The organism is Pseudidiomarina indica, assembly GCF_900104245.1.
In the GTDB taxonomy this organism is placed as follows: domain Bacteria; phylum Pseudomonadota; class Gammaproteobacteria; order Enterobacterales; family Alteromonadaceae; genus Pseudidiomarina; species Pseudidiomarina indica.
Map to the genome: position 1 here is coordinate 1 of NZ_FMXN01000019.1, position 15606 is coordinate 15606.

At 49.2% G+C, this 15606-nt stretch carries 17 protein-coding genes and 1 pseudogene; 10 read left to right on the forward strand and 8 right to left on the reverse strand.

Annotation, left to right across the window (positions count from 1 at the left end):
* Positions 1–48: 48 nt before the first annotated feature.
* Positions 49–345: an SH3 domain-containing protein gene (locus tag BLP64_RS10435; protein ID WP_092593877.1), complete on the reverse strand. Its 297-nt coding sequence runs from the start codon at positions 343–345 to the stop codon at positions 49–51.
* Positions 333–506 (reverse strand): AbiEi antitoxin N-terminal domain-containing protein, encoded by a 174-nt coding sequence (locus BLP64_RS10440; RefSeq protein ID WP_092593987.1) that lies wholly within the window; start codon positions 504–506, stop codon positions 333–335. The genes BLP64_RS10435 and BLP64_RS10440 overlap by 13 nt, the downstream gene beginning before the upstream one ends.
* 251 nt (positions 507–757) lie before the next feature.
* Between BLP64_RS10440 and BLP64_RS10445 the strand changes: the two genes are divergently transcribed.
* The 5 genes from BLP64_RS10445 to BLP64_RS10465 are packed head-to-tail and all read left to right on the forward strand — an operon-like array spanning position 758 to position 4004.
* Positions 758–1108: an ArsR/SmtB family transcription factor gene (locus tag BLP64_RS10445; protein WP_092593988.1), complete on the forward strand. Its 351-nt coding sequence runs from the start codon at positions 758–760 to the stop codon at positions 1106–1108.
* Entirely contained in the window at positions 1105–1821 is a 717-nt protein-coding gene (arsH, locus tag BLP64_RS10450; RefSeq protein WP_034819221.1) for an arsenical resistance protein ArsH, read from the forward strand. Before BLP64_RS10445 ends, arsH begins: the two co-directional genes overlap by 4 nt.
* Before the next feature lie 49 nt (positions 1822–1870).
* Positions 1871–2893: an ACR3 family arsenite efflux transporter gene (gene arsB / locus BLP64_RS10455; protein ID WP_092593999.1), complete on the forward strand. Its 1023-nt coding sequence runs from the start codon at positions 1871–1873 to the stop codon at positions 2891–2893.
* A 7-nt stretch (positions 2894–2900) separates the two neighbouring features.
* Positions 2901–3335 (forward strand): arsenate reductase (glutaredoxin), encoded by a 435-nt coding sequence (gene arsC, locus BLP64_RS10460; RefSeq protein WP_092593989.1) that lies wholly within the window; start codon positions 2901–2903, stop codon positions 3333–3335.
* A gap of 3 nt (positions 3336–3338) precedes the next feature.
* Positions 3339–4004 (forward strand): NADPH-dependent FMN reductase, encoded by a 666-nt coding sequence (locus BLP64_RS10465; RefSeq protein ID WP_092593990.1) that lies wholly within the window; start codon positions 3339–3341, stop codon positions 4002–4004.
* 495 nt (positions 4005–4499) lie between these two features.
* Here the strand turns inward: BLP64_RS10465 and cadR (BLP64_RS10470) are convergent, their stop codons facing one another.
* Entirely contained in the window at positions 4500–4907 is a 408-nt protein-coding gene (gene cadR / locus BLP64_RS10470) for a Cd(II)/Pb(II)-responsive transcriptional regulator (protein ID WP_092593991.1), read from the reverse strand.
* Positions 4908–5002: 95 nt separating this feature from the next.
* On the opposite strand from cadR (BLP64_RS10470), the gene BLP64_RS10475 reads away from it, so the two are divergent.
* The 4 genes and pseudogenes from BLP64_RS10475 to BLP64_RS10495 all read left to right on the forward strand — a co-directional run bounded on the left by BLP64_RS10475 (position 5003) and on the right by BLP64_RS10495 (position 7989).
* Entirely contained in the window at positions 5003–5899 is an 897-nt protein-coding gene (locus BLP64_RS10475; RefSeq protein WP_092593992.1) for a cation efflux transmembrane domain-containing protein, read from the forward strand.
* 3 nt (positions 5900–5902) lie between these two features.
* Positions 5903–6415: a signal peptidase II gene (gene lspA / locus BLP64_RS10480; RefSeq protein ID WP_003821921.1), complete on the forward strand. Its 513-nt coding sequence runs from the start codon at positions 5903–5905 to the stop codon at positions 6413–6415.
* A gap of 46 nt (positions 6416–6461) precedes the next feature.
* Positions 6462–7526, forward strand: a pseudogene (locus BLP64_RS10485) (ISL3-like element ISPpu12 family transposase); the annotation flags it as partial.
* Between the two features lie 64 nt (positions 7527–7590).
* Entirely contained in the window at positions 7591–7989 is a 399-nt protein-coding gene (locus tag BLP64_RS10495; RefSeq protein WP_267888211.1) for a DUF3703 domain-containing protein, read from the forward strand.
* A 65-nt stretch (positions 7990–8054) separates the two neighbouring features.
* On the opposite strand, the gene BLP64_RS10500 is transcribed toward BLP64_RS10495, so the two are convergent.
* The 5 genes from BLP64_RS10500 to BLP64_RS10520 all read right to left on the reverse strand — a co-directional run bounded on the left by BLP64_RS10500 (position 8055) and on the right by BLP64_RS10520 (position 14924).
* A complete protein-coding gene (locus BLP64_RS10500; RefSeq protein ID WP_092593994.1) occupies positions 8055–11177 on the reverse strand; it encodes an efflux RND transporter permease subunit in 3123 nt (1040 codons plus the stop codon).
* Positions 11178–11186: 9 nt separating this feature from the next.
* Complete coding sequence (locus tag BLP64_RS10505; protein WP_092593995.1) at positions 11187–12224, reverse strand: efflux RND transporter periplasmic adaptor subunit; 1038 nt, start codon at positions 12222–12224, stop codon at positions 11187–11189.
* A 78-nt stretch (positions 12225–12302) separates the two neighbouring features.
* Positions 12303–13547, reverse strand: a complete 1245-nt coding sequence (locus BLP64_RS10510) for a TolC family protein (protein WP_092593996.1) — start codon at positions 13545–13547, stop codon at positions 12303–12305.
* 50 nt (positions 13548–13597) lie between these two features.
* Positions 13598–13963: a cobalt transporter gene (locus BLP64_RS10515; RefSeq protein WP_092593997.1), complete on the reverse strand. Its 366-nt coding sequence runs from the start codon at positions 13961–13963 to the stop codon at positions 13598–13600.
* A gap of 55 nt (positions 13964–14018) precedes the next feature.
* Positions 14019–14924, reverse strand: a complete 906-nt coding sequence (locus tag BLP64_RS10520) for a cation efflux transmembrane domain-containing protein (protein ID WP_092593998.1) — start codon at positions 14922–14924, stop codon at positions 14019–14021.
* Positions 14925–14946: 22 nt separating this feature from the next.
* On the opposite strand from BLP64_RS10520, the gene cadR (BLP64_RS10525) reads away from it, so the two are divergent.
* Positions 14947–15411, forward strand: a complete 465-nt coding sequence (gene cadR / locus BLP64_RS10525) for a Cd(II)/Pb(II)-responsive transcriptional regulator (protein ID WP_011788525.1) — start codon at positions 14947–14949, stop codon at positions 15409–15411.
* Positions 15412–15606 lie beyond the last annotated feature (195 nt).

Consider the following 15606-nt stretch of genomic DNA (forward strand, 5'->3'; position numbering starts at 1 on the left):
TGGGAACAACTGGATGGAAAATGGTTTGTTTCCCATCCTTAGCTGTCGTTAATCTGGGTTTGTTAGGGTCATCTTGTTTGAGTGAATTATGTACCCTTTCAGCCCATCACTTGTTTCAACTTCATATGCCAAATAGTCCTTGCCATATTCCTTGGAAAGAATAACAACTTTAGTTCCCGTTGGTAGAATCGCAATTTGCTTATCGGGGTTGTCCAAATTCTGCAACCCCGGTTCCTTCAACATTACTGTAGCTTCATGAAGTTGAAGACTTTCTTTAGAAGAACCACATCCAGTCACCAGTCCAAGCACCCCTAGTAATAATAAGAAGAGTTTTATTTTGCCCATGGCGCACCCGTACCGACAGATTCATACCACTGACTCTTCTTGTAACGCTTTTGCAGCTCGATACTGTAACCCTTTTCAACAAGCCAGGCAGAGCAAAGGACTACTCCAGCGGGTTGGGTTTTAAGCAGGCTGTTTAATTTTGATGGTGAGTCGGTACTCATAGTGCCACCTTATTACAATTAATAAACCACATTACTATGAGTTTATATTGTTTTATATTAAGGGGCTATTAGTACCCAATAATTTTAATTTTTAAACAGTTAGGAGTAGATTGATGCTCAACCAAAGAAACAAGCATACGACTTCGAGTTGCCGCCCTTCGTGTACATGACTTTTAGAACCATACCTATGGTTGAATACTAAACCAACACATGCAACAATCTATATATGTTAATTTGTGAATGTGTTACGTATGGATATTATTAAGTTTTACAAATGCCTCTCTGATATCAATCGGCTGACCTGCCTTTGCCTAATCCATGAGGCCGGAGAGGCTTGCGTTTGCGAAATCACAGACGCGCTTCGCGTTGACCAACCAAAAGCCTCCCAGTACTTAGGGCAGTTGCGAAAGTGTGGGCTCGTTACAAGTGAGCGTCGGGGGAAATGGATGTACTACCAATTATCGCCTGAGCTTCCGAATTGGGCCCGTGCTGTCATTAAATCGACGCTCGACAACAACAGAGCTGAGTTTCAACAAGCTTTTATTGATTTTAAACAATGCCAAATAACTTCTGACACAGCGGTAAATGGACAGAGTCAATGAACGAGCAACTAGATACGCCAAATTTAAACGCTGAACGAATTCAGACACCGATTCGGCCCAACTTTTCAGCATCCGCATCTGTGCATCCACCGCGTATCCTCTTGTTATATGGATCGCTTCGTAAACGTTCATTCAGCCGTTTAGTGATTGAGGAGAGCGCTCGACTGTTGACCCTCATGGGAGCCGAGGTGCGAATTTTTAATCCTGAAGGGTTACCTCAGCCGGACACGGAAGACGAGAAGCACCCAAAGGTACAAGAGCTGCGTGACCTGATGACCTGGTCTGAAGGTCAGGTTTGGTGCTCACCCGAGCGGCATGGCGCTATGACTGGCATCTTTAAAACCCAGTTGGACTGGGTGCCATTGAGCATAGGAAGTGTTCGCCCAACGCAGGGGAAAACCCTTGCGGTTATGCAGGTTTGTGGTGGTTCCCAATCGTTCAATGTTGTGAATCAGCTGCGCGTGCTGGGCCGCTGGATGCGCATGTTCACCATTCCGAATCAATCATCGGTCGCCAAAGCTTATCTTGAGTTTGACGACAATGATCGTATGAAACCTTCACCCTATTACAATCGCATCGTCGATGTTTTAGAGGAATTGATGAAGTTCACGCTGCTGTTGCGCGATAACCAGTCACTGCTTGTTGACCGGTATTCTGAGCGTGTTGAAAGTGCCGATGCGTTAAGCCAACGGGTAAATCTGCGTTCAATTTAGGGAGTTGGTAATGACTAAAGCTTTGAAAACACCGTCTGCGTCCGAGGGCATGGGCTTATTTGAACGCTACTTATCGTTATGGGTGGCACTGGCCATTGTTGCTGGCGTGCTAATCGGGCAGTTCGCTCCAGCTATTCCTGAAACACTTTCACGGTTTGAATATGCTCAGGTATCGATTCCTGTTGCGATTTTAATTTGGGCCATGATTTTCCCGATGATGTTGCAAATTGACTTTACCTCAATCAAAAATGTGCGCCGTCAACCCAAAGGTCTTGTCATCACCACCACGGTAAACTGGCTAATTAAGCCGTTCACTATGTTCGCGATTGCCTGGTTTTTCTTCATGGTGGTGTTTGAACCTTTTCTCCCCATTGAAACTGCAAGCCAATATTTGGCGGGTGCCATTTTGTTAGGTGCAGCGCCCTGTACAGCTATGGTATTCGTTTGGAGTTATCTCACGCGGGGTGACGCTGCTTACACCTTGGTTCAGGTTGCGATTAATGACCTCATCATGCTGGTGGCTTTTGCGCCTATTGTGGTGCTGTTGCTTGGTGTTTCTAATATTCAAGTACCCTGGGACACGGTTATTTTGTCGGTCGTGCTTTATATCGTGATTCCATTGGCGGCAGCGGTTTTCGTGCGACAGGTGTTGATTATACGTCGAGGTAATCAGTGGTTTAAAAACGTTTTTATGAAGCACATTTCTCGCGTTACACCTATAGGATTAATTGCGACCTTAGTGTTGCTGTTTGCATTTCAGGGTGATGTGATTCTTGCCAACCCGTTGCATATCCTGTTGATTGCGATCCCGTTAATCATTCAAACTTTCCTGATTTTCTTTATCGCCTACGGCTGGGCGAAAAAATGGAAAGTTCCGCATAATGTTGCAGCGCCTGCCGGCATGATTGGTGCCAGCAATTTTTTCGAGCTAGCGGTCGCGGTAGCGATTGCGCTGTTTGGCTTACAATCTGGTGCGGCGTTAGCCACTGTGGTTGGTGTTTTGGTGGAAGTGCCGCTGATGCTGGCCCTTGTTCGAATCGCGAATAAAACACGCCACCACTTTCAGAGTTGAGGTTACCATGATCGTTATTCACCACAATCCCGATTGCGGCACATCCAGAAATGTGTTGCAGATTATCAAGGATGCAGGTTACTCACCCATTGTGGTCGACTACTTGCACGAAGGATGGAGCAAACCTCAGCTTTTGGCGCTATTTGCGGCCGCTGACTTAACGCCGCGACAAGCTTTGCGGGTGACTAAGTCGCCAGCAGAAGCGCTTGGCTTACTTGATGAAAACGTTGGTGACGACGAGCTAGTGTCCGCAATGCTTAAACATCCGATACTAGTGAATCGCCCCATCGTTTGCACCCCGAAAGGCGTTAAGCTTTGCCGACCCAGTGAAGCGGTGCTAACACTACTCGATGAGTGGCCTCCCGGGCCCTATTTTAAAGAAGATGGTGAGCAAATATTAGATAGCGAAGGCAACCTTATGAAACACAATGCAAATGGATAAATTATGAAATTACTTATTTTTCTTGGCAGTGTTCGACAAAGTACCCCACCAAAACCAGCGCGACTGGGCGAGCGAGTGGCTTTAGCTTGTCAGCGTGTGTTACAAGCAAACTTTCCAGACATGAACGTTGAGATTATTGACCCGCTGGATATTGAACTCGATCCGGTTTTTAAACCGCACTTTGCGTATTCAAGTCAATCTGCCCCAGAGCAATTAAGCCAGCTTGCAGATAAAATCGAAACAGCCGATGCTTATGTAATGGTCAGCCCTGAATATAATCATTCTATGAGCCCAGCATTAGCGAATCTTCTTAATCACTTTGGTGCTTCGTTATTTTCTTACAAACCCAGTGCGATCGTGACCTATTCAGCGGGTCAATGGGGCGGCGCAAGAGCATCAGTTAGTATGAGAGCCTTTTTAAGCGAGCTTGGTTGTTTGCCGGTTTCGGCCATGCTTCATTTTCCGAAAGCTCAAGAGGTATTTGATGAAAGTGGCGATTATCTCGAATCTGTTAATGATGCAGACCGATGGGACAGTTACTTTAATCGAACATTTTTGCAGTTGCGCTGGTGGTGTGAGGCAACACTAAAACAGCGTGGTGAACAGGATCCTCATCAGCTCATCAGTGATTTTAAGCAATCACCCAGTCAGCGTAATGCACCAGATTAAGGTCAACCAAAAAAACAAGCGTGCTGGTCAGCACTCACAAGGAGTACTATAACAATATAAAATATCCTAAATGATCGTGTGACTAAGTGAATAAGAGCTTTTAGGTTTAGTAAGCATACTAAACTAAAATCCTAAAAGTTAGCTGAAAGAAACCATGGCGTGACTTCTGTTCATGTAGTAGCACGCAAAAATCACCCCACTTTTGCCTCCACTCTGTTTTTGAGGCGGACCTTTTCAGGTGGCCAGAGTCGCTTAGGCTCTTAAACAAAAACGGACATTCGAGTCAGGCCTCCCCCCAGAGTTTCGGAGCTAATCACAGCATTTCATTCAGTGTGATTGGCGGAACAAATTGCAACGCTGAACGATTGTATAGCAGAGATGGCGATGCTAGGCTAAGCTCGTTTTTTAGGGTAAGCGGATTAAATGGTTGATCTTACCTTTGCATGAGAGTGAGACAGACCGGCATCTCATCGGATTATCTGGTTGATGCTTCACCTACTGCTGGTGCATGTTTCCTTCGCTAATTCCAGCAAGAACCCCACACGCCTCAACTTCCCGGTCATCGTTGCAACTCGCTCTCAGTGAAACGAGTTGTTTCTCAAGCGCTTGCAGAGCGGTTATCTGCGACCGCACATGAGAGATGTGATCATCGAGCAAGGCGTTGACGGCGGTGCAAGGCTGATGAGGGTCGTCCTGATAGCTCTGTAGTTCGTGAATCTCAGCCAGTGACAGGCCCAGGATTCTGCAGCGACGGATGAAGGCCAGCCCCTCAACATGCTTCTCGGTATAGACACGGTAACCGTTGTCCTGCCGATCAGGCGGCGGCAACAAGCCCTGCTGTTCATAGAAGCGGATCGTCTGTGTTTCGACCCCTACCAACTGCGCCAACTGACCAATGCGCATCAGCCTCCTCCCCAACGGATTCTTTACTCTATTGACCTTATAGTAGCTTTATAGTTTAAAATGGTACCACAACATTGTTCAAGTGGAGTCGTATCATGAGCAAATCCTGTGGTGGCGCCTGTGGCGGTGATGCAACGTCCGCAGCGGATACCGATATACAGGCCTCCTCCGAGGCGCCAGGGAGATGGGTCAGTGTTTATGCCGTGCCGAAGATGGACTGTCCATCAGAAGAACGAATGATTCGCCTAGCCCTGAACGGCTTTGAGGAGATTCGGGCGCTGTCCTTCGACTTGTCGAATCGCCGGCTGAAGGTCGTGCATGACGGCGAGGTCGAGCCCGTCACCTCGAAACTGAAGACCTTGGGGCTAGGCGCCTCGCTTCAGGAAACCGTCGCTGCAAATCCAGAGACCATCAAGGCCGCCGAGTTTTCGGCAGCTTCTGCTAAGCAAGAATCCGGGACCCTGCGCTGGTTGCTCGGCATCAATGCACTTCTGTTCCTGGTGGAAATTACTGCCGGTCTGATGGCTCAGTCAACTGGCCTCATTGCAGAGTCCCTGGACAATTTTGCTGATGCGGCAGTGTACGGACTCGCTCTTTATGCGGTTGGACATAGCGTGAAAAGGCAGGTCCGTGTTGCGCACGTTGCTGGTGTGGTCCAACTGGTTTTGGCTGTTGGCGTACTCGTAGAGGTGGTGAGACGCTTTGTATTCGGTAGTGAGCCTGAATCGCTGGTGATGATGGCTATCGCATTCGTCGCATTGATTGCCAATACCAGTTGTCTGCTGCTCATATCCAAACATCGGGAAGGCGGGGCGCACATGAAGGCAAGCTGGATATTCTCGGCCAACGACGTGGTGATCAACCTGGGGGTCATCACCGCCGGCGCCCTAGTCGCGTGGACCGGGTCCAATTATCCGGATCTGATTATCGGCACCATCGCGGGGGTCATTGTACTTAACGGTGCCAGACGCATTCTGGCGTTGAAGGGTTAAATAATGCTCATTATTGGCAAAAAGCTCTCGCCGTATGCCCTATTGTCCATATCGGGCCTGCTGGCAGCGTCTGATCAGGCTGTAAAGTGGCTGGTGCAGCAATCAATGGCCTATGGCGAGTATGTTTCGGTGACCCCGTTCTTTAACTGGGTGCACCTATGGAACACCGGTGCCGCATTCAGTCTTTTTGCGAATGGTGGAGGCTGGCAGCGCTACTTTTTTATCGGAATCGCGGTAGTGGTCTCGATTTTTCTGATCAAGCTGATCCTTGAAAATCGTCATAAAGGAGAAGCCATCGCTTACAGTCTTATCCTCGGTGGCGCCATGGGCAACCTGATTGACCGGGTCTTTCGCGGCTATGTTGTGGATTCCTTTGATTTCTATTGGCGAGACTGGCATTGGCCGGCCTTCAACCTGGCTGATATTGCAATTGTCCTCGGTGCCTTACTTTTCGTTTCCAGCAGCTTGTTGGGTAAAAAAGCAAACACCAATGCCGAGTCGGATGGATCTGACTGACACCTACGCCTATACAACACCATGACCGAACTTCCCGACAACATCCTTCACCTGCCGGGCCTGCAAGACAACATTCAGGCCCCAGCTACCGGAGATGGTGGACGGATTCCGTATGACACTGCGGCTGCATGAGTACGTGGAGAAGGAATCCTTCAACCACCCCTACACCTTTGTGGCGGCACAGACCGGCCTGGACGAGAAGACGGTGCGCGACATCTTCAACGCCCGCGCCGAATTCCTGGGGCGCTGGCACCGCTTCGAGACGCCCCGCATTCTCGGCATTGACGAGTTGTACCTGAACAAGCGCTACCGCTGCATCCTGACCAACATCGAGAAGCGAACCCTGCTCGACCTGCTGGCCACCCGCCGTCAGGACGTGGTGACCAACTACCTGATGAAGCTGAAAGACCGGCAGAAGGTCGAGATCGTCAGCATGGACATGTAGAACCCCTACCGGGCAGCGGTCAAGGCTGTGCTGCCCCAGGCCCGTATCGTGGTCGATAAGTTCCATGTGGTTCGCATGGCCAACGATGCCCTAGAGAGAGTGCGCAAGGGCCTCAGAAAGGAGCTGAAACCGTCCCAGAGCCGGACTCTCAAGGGAGACCGGAAAATCCTGCTGAAACGCGCTCACGAAGTCTCAGACCGGGAGCGCCTCATCATGGAGACCTGGACAGGCGCGTTCCCGCAACTGCTGGCCGCCTACGAGCACAAGGAGCGCTTCTACGGCATCTGGGACGCCACCACACGGCTCCAGGCAGAAGCCGCCCTGGACGAGTGGATAGCCACCATCCCGAAGGGCCAAAAGGAAGTCTGGAGCGATCTGGTCAGGGCAGTGGGAAACTGGCACGAAGAGACCATGACCTACTTCGAGACGGACATGCCCGTCACCAACGCTTACACGGAGTCCATCAACCGACTGGCCAAGGACAAGAACCGTGAAGGGCGCGGTTACTCCTTCGAGGTGATGCGGGCACGAATGCTCTACACCACGAAGCACAAGAAGAAGGCACCGACTGCGAAGGTCTCTCCTTTCTACAAGAAAACCATCGGTTACGGACTGCCGGACTTCGCAGAGGAACTCAACTACGGAGTCGATCTATCAACCATCTGAGGGTGGTATCAGATTGATGGGGTGAAGGTGCCCCATCAACCATTAAATCCGTATACCCAAAAAAATTAAATATGAGTACCAACTCAGCATACGCTCAGCCCAGGAGGCTGAAGAAATCAATGATTTAGACAATGCGTTTAAGTCTCTTGAAAGAGCGCATATTTTAGGGCAGAGATATTTTATACCGCATATAGCGACGCACTGGCAGATGTTACGAATTGGGCTTAAACGCAATGATAATCGCGAGGTTATTGGTCAGATCGTCCGTTTGATAGCAACGGTTCCGGGTTTTATATTTGGTTGGGTTCCAAGGGGAAATCCTGGAGGCGCGAATATCTCTGCTTTAAAGCCAGTGCCCTTGCCAACTGACTTGCAACCCTTGCTAGCTGACAGCCCCATTTGGCGGGACGTCTTAATACGCCTGACTATTTACGCGGTTATCGTTTTAATCGTATTAGCATAAACACCCATACTATTGCCAAAACGTTCTTCGCTGCAGCCCAATGCTGCAGCGAAGCAGGTTAATGATTATTCCGTTTGCTGTTTGCGGTTATCGTTTTTGTGCACCCAATGATATAACACGGGCAATACCAACAATGTCAGCAAGGTTGACGAAATAATACCGCCAATCACCACTGTCGCCAGCGGGCGCTGCACTTCAGCACCGGTGCCAATATTAATCGCCATCGGCACAAAACCGAGGCTCGCGACCAAAGCGGTCATTAGCACAGGGCGCAACCGGGTAAGCGCGCCTTCCGTTATCGCTAACAGCAAGTCACCTTTCTCACGCCAGAGATCGCGAATAAAGCTCAGCATGACCAGGCCGTTCAGCACCGCTACGCCTGATAAGGCGATAAAGCCAATGCCAGCAGAGATTGATAAAGGCATACCCCTCAAATACAAGGCCAGCACGCCACCGGTAAGCGCCAACGGCACACCGCTGAAGATAATCAGCGCATCTTTTAATGACGCAAAAGCCATCACCAGAATACCTAAAATCAGCAGCAACGTAACAGGCACCACGATGCTAAGGCGCTGACTTGCTGACTCCAATTGCTCAAAAGTACCGCCATAATCCAGCCAGTAACCGGCTGGTAATGCAACGTCGCGGTTGATTTGGGCCTTTACCTCTTCTACAAAACTGCCAAGGTCTCGCCCACGCACATTCGCGGTTACCACTACCCGGCGTTTGCCATTTTCACGACTAATTTGTGCCGGCGCAGGCGATAAATCTAAGGTAGCCACTTCTTGTAACGGCACAAAGTCCCCATTTGGCAATGGCACCGGCAACACTGCCAGTTTGTCCAGATCGCGACGCAGGGTTTCCGGCAAGCGCACTATCAGCTCAAAGCGTCTGTCACCTTCATACAGAATACCGGCCGACGTACCACCAATTGCCGCTGCTACCCAATCCTGTAGTTCAACCACATTTAAGCCGTAACGGGCAAGCGCAGTTCGGTTGGGGATCACCGACAAGGTTGGCAAACCAGTGACTTGTTCCACTTTAGTATCCGCAGCACCTTGCACCTTGTTGACGGCTTGCAGAATTTGATTAGCGCTTGTAACCAGCTGATCTAAATCATCACCAAATACCTTAATACCCAGATCTGCCCGTACACCGGAAATCAGTTCATTAAAACGCATCTGAATAGGTTGGGTAAATTCATAGTTATTGCCAGGCAATGTCGCCAAAGCAGCTTCCATTTCAGTGACCAATTGGGCTTTGGTTTTATCCGGATTGGGCCATTCACTGCGCGGCTTTAATATCACAAAGTTGTCAGCCACATTGGGTGGCATCGGATCGGTCGCCACTTCTGCCGTACCAATTCTGGCAAACACTTTATCAACCTCAGCAAAGGTTTTGATCTTCTGCTCCAGAATTTCCTGCATTGCAACGGCTTGTTCTAAGCCGGTGCCCGGAATACGCATGGCATGTAAAGCGATATCGCCCTCATCAAGCTGAGGCACAAACTCTGCCCCCAACGTGGTCGCCAACCACAGACACACACCAACCAGAGCACTGGCCAAACCAATCACCAGCCAGCGAAATTTCAGTGCCAGCGCTAATAGCGGTGCGTACAGGGTTTTAGCGCCTCTTATGACCGCACTTTCTTTTTCACTGATTTTACCATTTAAGAACACCGCCACAGCGGCAGGCACAATGGTCAGCGACAACACCATAGCGGATAACAGGGCCATCACCACAGTCGCTGCCATAGGATGAAACATTTTACCTTCGACACCGGTCAGCGAAAAAATAGGAATATACACGATAGTAATAATGGCCACACCGAACAAACTGGGCCGGATAACCTCTGCAGTTGCCAGATACACTGTATTTAAGCGCTCTTTCAGCGGTTGGATACTGCCGTTGTGTTGTGCCTGCGCCAAGCGTCGAACCGCATTTTCGACAATAATCACCGTACCATCAACAATTAAGCCAAAATCCAGCGCACCCAGGCTCATCAGGTTGGCAGAAACGCCGGCTTGTACCATGCCGGTAATGGTCATCAGCATTGATAGCGGGATCACCGCCGCAGTGATTAACGCCGCCCGCAGGTTGCCCAGCAGGATAAACAACACTACGATCACCAGTAATGCGCCTTCCAGCAGGTTTTTACTGACGGTTGCAATGGCTTTATCCACTAAGGTGGTGCGATCATATACGGCTTCAGCAATAACACCCTCTGGCAGAGAACTTTTGATCTGCTCCAGCTTTTGCGCGACATCGCGTGCCACTGTGCGTGAGTTTTCACCAATTAACATCATGGCTGTACCCAGCACCGCTTCTTTACCATCCTGGGTTGCCGCACCGGTTCGCAGCTCTTTGCCAATGGCAACATCGGCAACGTCACTCAGCTTTACCGGTATGGTGTCGTATTGCGTAATAATGACATTAGCAATGTCATCCAGAGAGGTTAACTGACCGGGCGAGCGTACCAGCAGTTGCATGCCCTCACGTTCAATATAACCGGCACCCCGGTTGTCATTGTTGGCTTGCAGGGCCAGTTCAACATCCTTAATACTCAGGCCATAATTAAGCAGTTTCAGTGGGTCGGGTAACACATGGTATTGCTTGTTGTAGCCACCAATACTGTTTACCTCCACCACACCTTTAACCTGTGCCAGCTGAGGTTTTATTATCCAGTCCTGGATTTCCCGCAGTGCCATGGCATCGTAAGGTGAACCATTTTGTTGCAGCGCGCCCGGCTTGGCCTGCACCGTATACATAAAGATTTCACCAAGACCGGTTGAAATAGGGCCCATTTCAGGCTCTATGCCCTCAGGCAACATATCCTTGATAGCGCCCAAACGGGTGTTGATTAAATTGCGGGCAAAGTAGATGTCCGTGCCTTCTTCAAACACCACCGTTACCTGTGACAAGCCATAGCGTGACAATGAGCGGGTATAACTTAAATTGGGTAAGCCATACAGGGCAGTTTCTACCGGATAGGTAATACGCTGCTCTGCTTCAAGTGGCGAATAACCTGGCGCCGCCGTGTTTATTTGCACCTGAACGTTAGTAATATCCGGCACTGCATCAATCGGTAACTGTTGGTAGCTCCAGCTACCAATGGCAATAATCAACAGTGTCAGCGTTAAAAATAGATACCGCCTCGCAATAGCCAGGCGCAACATGGATTCAATCATAGTGCCCCCTTAATCATCATGCTCGGCTTCAGATTTTTCAATATCCGCTTTTAACAGATAGCTGTTTGTAGTGACATACAACTGGCCGGGCTTTAAACCGGCAATCACTTCGACATAATCCATGTCGCTACGGCCAAGCTGCAATGGGGTAAAGACATATTCGGTATTGTTTTTCACGAAGACACCGCTTTGATTGTCCAGTATTTGAATGGCCGATTTTTTAACGGCAAGCTCAACGTTGAATTCACCGCTTATTACAGCACCCTCGATTAATTGCCCGGGCGACAGTTTACCGTCACGGTTATCCAGCTTAACTCTGGCCAGTTGATAGGGCTGGGTTAATGACGGGATAATATGTGCAATTACGCCGTTAATCTCAGTGTCAGCGGCCAGAATGACCACGTTTTGTCCTGTCGCGACAGCAACTTGTTGTGACGGGTACAGGCGAAAATCTGCCCACAGGCTGCCAAAATCAGCAATGCTGAATAGCGTCTGCTGCTGTGCGACCTCACCAACATTGGCGCTGCGCTGAATAATAACGCCGTCAATTGGTGCTTTAATGGCATAGGTATTTAAGCTCTCATTTGACTCAACAACGGCCAGTACATCGCCTGCTTTTACGCTGTCACCCAGCGAGAATTTCACCGAGGTAAGAATACCGGGAAAACGGGCATTAACATGGCTGATGCGGTTTGGATCAGCGCTAAGCTTGCCATAAACAACCTGATGTTGGCGTAATCGCTGGCTGTCAGCACGGTCTGTGACAATATTTACCGCCGTAGCCATATCATCACTAATGCGGCTGCTCAGGGTTTCATTGTGTTCATGCTCGTCGTTTTCGTCGTGCCCTTCATGCTCATTGTGTTCTTCATGTTCTTCGTTCTCGCCGTGTTTTTCGTGCTCTTCATTTTTCTTAGCGTCAGATTGCGGTTTTACCGCTTGCTCTTTGGCATGGACATGCGCATGTTCTTGCTCATTGGCGGCCATTACTTGCATCGGCATCAGCCAGGCTGCAATAAACATTGCCAGTGTTACATGTGACTTCATAATGCTATCTTCCTGTATATTCTGTTTGCCACGTCGCACAGTTAATGAAGTGCGGCACCGGGGCAATAATCTTGTCAGTTACTGCGTTACCGGCTCGGCGGTAAGCTGTTCAATCGTCGCCTGGCTCAATAGCACCGCAGTGGCGGTTTCCAGTATTTGTCTTTTTGCCTGCAACAATTCTTGCTGGGCATTAAGCCAATCTTGATAATTTGAGCGCCCGCGCTGGTATGCATCACGCGTAAGATCCAGCGCTTGTTCCAGGTTGGGGATCACGTACTGCGCCAACTGTTGGTAACTGGTAATAAATTGCTGTCGTTGCGAGTAGGCATCAAACAAGCGTTCATGCAGGATCAGTAAGCTATCCTGCTGCCGATACTCGACATTGTTTCGCTCTGCCAGCGCAGCTTCGATGGCTGCACTATTGCGACGTTCAGCAAATAATGGCACTGAGATACCAAAGGTAAGGCCTGTATCGTCACTGGCCTGATAGCGTCTTACCCCTACTTGCCAACTCAGATCTGCGCGGTTTTGGCTTTGCGCCAGTCGCACTTCAGCGTCTTTTAACCGACGTTCAGAGGCAAAAATGGTTAACGCCGGCGATTGTTGCAGCCGCTGATACAGCTCGGCAAAAGGGCGGCTTTGACCAAAAGCAAACAAATTACCTGCCACAACGTTAAAGTTGGCGCTGGTATCACCCCAAAAACGTGCTATGGCTATCTTTTGCCGCTCAATGCGCTGCAACAGGGCGTCCCGCCCGATCTGAACCTGAGCCAGTTGCGCCTTTGCCCTCATGATTTCAGCATCTGACAAGGCACCGCTGGCGGCACGTTTTTCAGCGCTTTGCAGCAGGGCTTCTGAGAGCTCTACTGCCTCTTCTGTCAGTGTCAATTCCTGCTGGCTGGCCAATAGATTAATATAATTGCGGGTAACCTCTGCCAGCACATCCAGGGTTTGCGCCTGTTGCTGCCATTTAAGAGTATTGAGCCTGGCGTCTACTACCGCAGCGCGCCATTGGGCTTTATTATCCAGCTCTATCACGGAAGATAAGGCGATTGTCAGCTCAGCACCGGCCAGCCCTCTGGCCTCTCCGGTGCCCGCAACGTTCTCAAGCTCTACACCGAGTTGATAACCGGGTTTAAGGCTTTGCACATCACGCTCTGCCAGCAGTCGCTGTTGGGTAAATTTAAACTGATACAGCTGCGGGTTGTGTTGCAGTGTTTTATCTATTGCCTGTTGTAATGTCAGTGCTTGCGGCTCTGCACGTAGCGGAAGCGCGCAAAATACCGCCGCCAGTATTGCTGGCAGCATTAGTCTCATACGCATGGGTATGCTCCTGAAAGTTAATCGTTAATAAAAAGGATAAACAAGCAGGATCAGATATTTGGCGGCGGCACTGGTGGGCGATAGCTAATGAGGTTTAACCCTGGTTGGGTAGCGGCTATAACGCTGTCACGGAAGTTAAGCAGCTCCATGCCCTGAAAAAAAGCGATATAGCAGGTGACATGAGCATGATTACTGTGTTCGTCGGTATCATGCTCAGAGTTATGTTCAACGTTATGTGCAGTGACTTGCTCACTGCTTACGTCGACAAGGGTATCTGAGTAGCAGTGTTCATGTTGCAGGTCAGTGTAGGCATGGGCATGATCGGGCAAATGCATAACTAACGCATCACAGGCCATCACGGCATGATTCAGCATAATCAGCAACAGTAATAATAAACCTGATGTACGACCTAACATAAATCCCTCAGTAAGTTAGCGCCACATGGTAGCGCTATTGCGACTTAACAACAAGCTACGCTTTTAGCTGTAAAATCCTGCGCGCACCATTAAGTACAACTAATCCAATGATGAACCCTATCACCAAATCCGGATAGCGTGACCCGGTCCAGGTGACTAATAATCCGGCCAAAATCACCCCAGCATTTGCGATAACGTCATTTGCAGAAAAAATCCAACTGGCTTTCATATGCGCGCCACTTTCTTTTTGTTGATGAATTAACGAAAGACAGATCACATTAGCAACCAAAGCAATAGCGCCCATAATTAACATCAACGTCGACACAGGCTCGCTACCAAACAGGTAGCGCCGTATCACCTCACTGATCACCCCAAAAGCTAAAATTAATTGCAGCCAGCCGGCAAGCTGTGCGGCGTTTAATTGAACCTTGCTACTACGCCCGACTGCGTATAGCGCAACCCCGTATACCGCTGCATCGGCAAACATATCCAGAGAGTCGGCTATTAACCCGGTTGATTGAGCCAGCCAACCGGTCACAAACTCTACTGCAAACATCACCGCGTTAATGCCCAGCAACCACTTTAAAATTAACCCCTCACGCTGCGAACCTGATGCTGTGGATTGTCTGGCCTGCGTTACCTCTTCGCGTTTCACCGGCCCGGTCTTTGTCAGCGATGCGCCCAGCCCTAAGCTGTGCATTTTTGTTGTAATTTCATTGGCATTCACCGTGTGAAAAACGCGAACCTGCCTTTGTCGGATATCAAACTGTAACAGAACACCGGGCTCAACTGTTTCCAGCGCCATACGGATCAAACGCTCTTCGGCAGGGCAGTCCATTTTAGGCACCCTAAATTCACTAAGGTAGGCATATTTTGCATGCTTATCAGGTGCATCAACGGCGCTATTTTCACTGTTGCCCGTTTCGCTACACTTATCATTGGAACAGCATTTTGCATTCATAACCGATAAACCTTGGGTTCATATGAAACCTAGTTTAAACTCTGTAGTTACTATAGAGTCAATAGGCAGTATCGAGATGATCAAGATTGGAGAGCTGGCAAAAATCTCTGGCTGTTCTGTGCAAACCATCCGTCACTATGAAAAGGAGCAGCTTCTTGCGGCGAAATTACGTAGCGATGGTAATTTCCGCCTCTACGATCACGCTGATATCGAGCGGTTGCTATTTATTAAACACTGCCGGAGTTTAGATCTGAGTTTGGCAGAAATTCGTCAGTTACTGAGTTTGAATGACTCGCCAATGTCGCAGTGTGATGATGTTAATCAGATGATTGAACAGCATATCGAGCAGGTAGAACGTCGCATAGCGGATTTAACGCAGCTTAATAAACAACTAAAGGCTTTACGTCTTAGCTGCAACTCGAAGCGCACGGTAGAGCACTGTGGTATTTTAAAACAATTGAATGAAGCCGTTAGTCAAACCAACTAAGTTGTTATCAGCAATAAATAGGTGAGTCTTAATGCACCAGCACAACCATTCACATATCAAAGACGACAGCGACAACCGGATCGCTATGGCTTTTTTTCTTGGGTAAGCGGATTAAATGGTTGATCTTACCTTTGCATGAGAGTGAGACAGACCGGCATCTCATCGGATTATCTGGTTGATGCTTCACCTACTGCT

Excerpts from the sequence above, each read along its gene's own strand:
- BLP64_RS10435 (WP_092593877.1), bottom strand. The coding sequence starts at position 345 with ATGGGCAAAATAAAACTCTTCTTATTATTACTAGGGGTGCTTGGACTG.
- BLP64_RS10440 (WP_092593987.1), bottom strand. The coding sequence starts at position 506 with ATGAGTACCGACTCACCATCAAAATTAAACAGCCTGCTTAAAACCCAA.
- BLP64_RS10445 (WP_092593988.1), top strand. The coding sequence starts at position 758 with ATGGATATTATTAAGTTTTACAAATGCCTCTCTGATATCAATCGGCTG.
- arsH (WP_034819221.1), top strand. The coding sequence starts at position 1,105 with ATGAACGAGCAACTAGATACGCCAAATTTAAACGCTGAACGAATTCAG.
- arsB (WP_092593999.1), top strand. The coding sequence starts at position 1,871 with ATGGGCTTATTTGAACGCTACTTATCGTTATGGGTGGCACTGGCCATT.
- arsC (WP_092593989.1), top strand. The coding sequence starts at position 2,901 with ATGATCGTTATTCACCACAATCCCGATTGCGGCACATCCAGAAATGTG.
- BLP64_RS10465 (WP_092593990.1), top strand. The coding sequence starts at position 3,339 with ATGAAATTACTTATTTTTCTTGGCAGTGTTCGACAAAGTACCCCACCA.
- cadR (WP_092593991.1), bottom strand. The coding sequence starts at position 4,907 with ATGCGCATTGGTCAGTTGGCGCAGTTGGTAGGGGTCGAAACACAGACG.
- BLP64_RS10475 (WP_092593992.1), top strand. The coding sequence starts at position 5,003 with ATGAGCAAATCCTGTGGTGGCGCCTGTGGCGGTGATGCAACGTCCGCA.
- lspA (WP_003821921.1), top strand. The coding sequence starts at position 5,903 with ATGCTCATTATTGGCAAAAAGCTCTCGCCGTATGCCCTATTGTCCATA.
- BLP64_RS10500 (WP_092593994.1), bottom strand. The coding sequence starts at position 11,177 with ATGATTGAATCCATGTTGCGCCTGGCTATTGCGAGGCGGTATCTATTT.
- BLP64_RS10505 (WP_092593995.1), bottom strand. The coding sequence starts at position 12,224 with ATGAAGTCACATGTAACACTGGCAATGTTTATTGCAGCCTGGCTGATG.
- BLP64_RS10510 (WP_092593996.1), bottom strand. The coding sequence starts at position 13,547 with ATGCGTATGAGACTAATGCTGCCAGCAATACTGGCGGCGGTATTTTGC.
- BLP64_RS10515 (WP_092593997.1), bottom strand. The coding sequence starts at position 13,963 with ATGTTAGGTCGTACATCAGGTTTATTATTACTGTTGCTGATTATGCTG.
- BLP64_RS10520 (WP_092593998.1), bottom strand. The coding sequence starts at position 14,924 with ATGAATGCAAAATGCTGTTCCAATGATAAGTGTAGCGAAACGGGCAAC.
- cadR (WP_011788525.1), top strand. The coding sequence starts at position 14,947 with ATGAAACCTAGTTTAAACTCTGTAGTTACTATAGAGTCAATAGGCAGT.